This window comes from Porphyromonas somerae DSM 23386 (assembly GCF_000372405.1).
In the GTDB taxonomy this organism is placed as follows: domain Bacteria; phylum Bacteroidota; class Bacteroidia; order Bacteroidales; family Porphyromonadaceae; genus Porphyromonas_A; species Porphyromonas_A somerae.
Window position 1 is genome coordinate 1 of record NZ_AQVC01000088.1, and the last position, 2101, is coordinate 2101.

Genomic DNA, 2101 nt, shown 5'->3' on the forward strand with positions numbered 1-2101 from the left:
CCATTATCATTGCATAGCTTTGCAATAATTAAGCCTCTGAGTTGAGCATCTAGAGCACCAGAAAGAATTCCGACTCCTCTATCTTGCCAAACCTTACCCTCCAATGTTAGTTCATTCATCCTCTTTAATATATTTGGAAGAGAGGAATAATGTTCTATAAAGTGCTTGCCCTTTTCCTCATAATAGTTGATGTAAGAGTTCGCAAAATCGAGTAAATTAACCTCATTATCTAATTTCCTGGGATCATTCATGCTAAAGTTAACCTTGTCAGAGACTGTAGATAAAAAATACTTCTTTTCATCATAAAAAAACCTCTATTTAATTGCTGCTTTCCCAAAAAGAGAAATGATGTTTTCTTCCACATTGGCGATTGAGATACTAACACCTGATATATATATCCCCCCCCAGATCCAAAAAGTTTATAAAGAATGTCTCTACGTAGTTTTCGGTTTTCATTACATATGTCGGATCTCCACCACTTTTAACGCCCTTGTATCCATATTTGTCAAAGTGTGAATCAAAAGCCCCAAATACGATTCCCTTTTTCTCTGATTTAACCATATTATCTTGCAATATCTATTCTTTGTATTTCAACACTTAAAAGATTATCAATACCATGGTCGTGTATTCTATATATGTTATCTGCCTTTATCTGTTTTTCTTTTGTGTTAACATTCAAGTTTTCTCTGCCATACATAACTCTCATTGTTTGATGTTTATTCTTAACAATCGCCCTAAAGCCTTCTATTTGTCTTTTGGTATAAGAGGTAGTGCCGCTGAGTTTGTTTTCTATTATGAAAGCATCGACTATGTTGTCAAAAGCGTCATACTTAATCAATGCGATATATGCTTTCATATACCCATTAGCCGTTTGACATTTTGAGGCACTTCATTTAGCCATTGCCTCATTTCTCTTTTAATTTCTATTCCATACATTATTTACGTTTGTATTATCTCATTTTGGGCATTAAGATTTAAGAAAGGGGTTAGGTTTATTTTCGAGGTAGTCTATTAGATTGACGAACCCTTCTTTGTTCAACGGGGCTTCGGTGATATATTTTGGATCAGAAAAATCCTCTTCAATAAAAGCTTCCAGCCCTTTCTTGTACTCTTCATATCTTTCCTCATAGCCACCCCATTTTAAAATCGCCAGCTTCTTAAAAAAACTAACAGGATATCCTCCTCCTATATTAATTTCTCCGCTTCTTTCAAAAGGCACACTTCCTACATATTTCGCCATGTTTGTTATGTCACTCAAATAGGGGAAGATAACATTCTCATGATATCGAACGCACTTTACAAATTCTTGTAGATATATTTCTAGCTCCTCTTCTGACTCCAATTGCTCTGGAAACACATAGTAATCAGAGTATGAAAAGTCATAAAGAGCTGTTATAAAATGATCACCATAATGTTTTTTTAATAATAATACATCCACGTTGTCTTCAAGAACATTTAGGAAAATGCGTTCGAATTCTTTGAATACCACGATGAATCCAGCAAATGACAGTAAAGTTCCATAAAATAGAGTGCGAATATCTGTTTGTATAGTAAGATTTTCATCGTCTTTTGTAAAGTAGATGTAGTCCATTAATCCTAGTCGGGATGTATAATCTGGTAAATGTTCCTTTGTCCATTTTTGGATATATTCTCTCTCAACCTCTATTGCCATAATCGTTTCTTTTTATTCAATTCCTATAAATTTATTTCTAGTGCTCGCTTCAGTTCAGCCATCTCTTTGATTAAATCGGCATTACTCTTGCTCATACTACTAAGAATATTAGTTGGTGATGTTTCTATGCCAAAGTTACTCAACCAAGAGTACAATGCCGAAATTGAAATGTTAAATCTTGTAGCAAGGCTACTAATGTTCTCTCCGGTGTCTAGGTACTCTCGTATCACCTTGACCTTAAAAGCATCATCATAAGCTTCTCTCTTTTTACTCTTGCGATTCTTTTCTGCCATAATTTCGCATGGTTTATGTGTCTACTATTTCAGGAGAGGACAGAGAAGACACAATTTCTTATCTAATCATAAAAAGCGATACTTTCTAAGAAGTCGTAGGGTACTTCATATTTTTCTAATGGCTGTACTGGAAGTA

The 2101-nt window shown here is 34.6% G+C and carries 5 protein-coding genes; all 5 read right to left on the bottom strand.

Annotated features, from left to right (window positions below):
* The coding region (locus A3GK_RS11560; RefSeq protein ID WP_040576198.1) for a hypothetical protein at nucleotides 1–251 on the bottom strand (251 nt) is incomplete at its 3' end.
* Between the two features lie 127 nt (nucleotides 252–378).
* On the bottom strand, nucleotides 379–561 hold the full coding sequence (locus A3GK_RS0110100) for a hypothetical protein (RefSeq protein ID WP_018029324.1): 183 nt from the start codon (nucleotides 559–561) through the stop codon (nucleotides 379–381).
* A gap of 1 nt (nucleotide 562) precedes the next feature.
* On the bottom strand, nucleotides 563–856 hold the full coding sequence (locus tag A3GK_RS0110105) for a hypothetical protein (RefSeq protein ID WP_018029325.1): 294 nt from the start codon (nucleotides 854–856) through the stop codon (nucleotides 563–565).
* Between the two features lie 111 nt (nucleotides 857–967).
* Entirely contained in the window at nucleotides 968–1672 is a 705-nt protein-coding gene (locus tag A3GK_RS0110110) for a hypothetical protein (protein WP_018029326.1), read from the bottom strand.
* A gap of 23 nt (nucleotides 1673–1695) precedes the next feature.
* Nucleotides 1696–1965, bottom strand: a complete 270-nt coding sequence (locus A3GK_RS10895; protein WP_018029327.1) for a transposase — start codon at nucleotides 1963–1965, stop codon at nucleotides 1696–1698.
* Nucleotides 1966–2101: the final 136 nt, after the last annotated feature.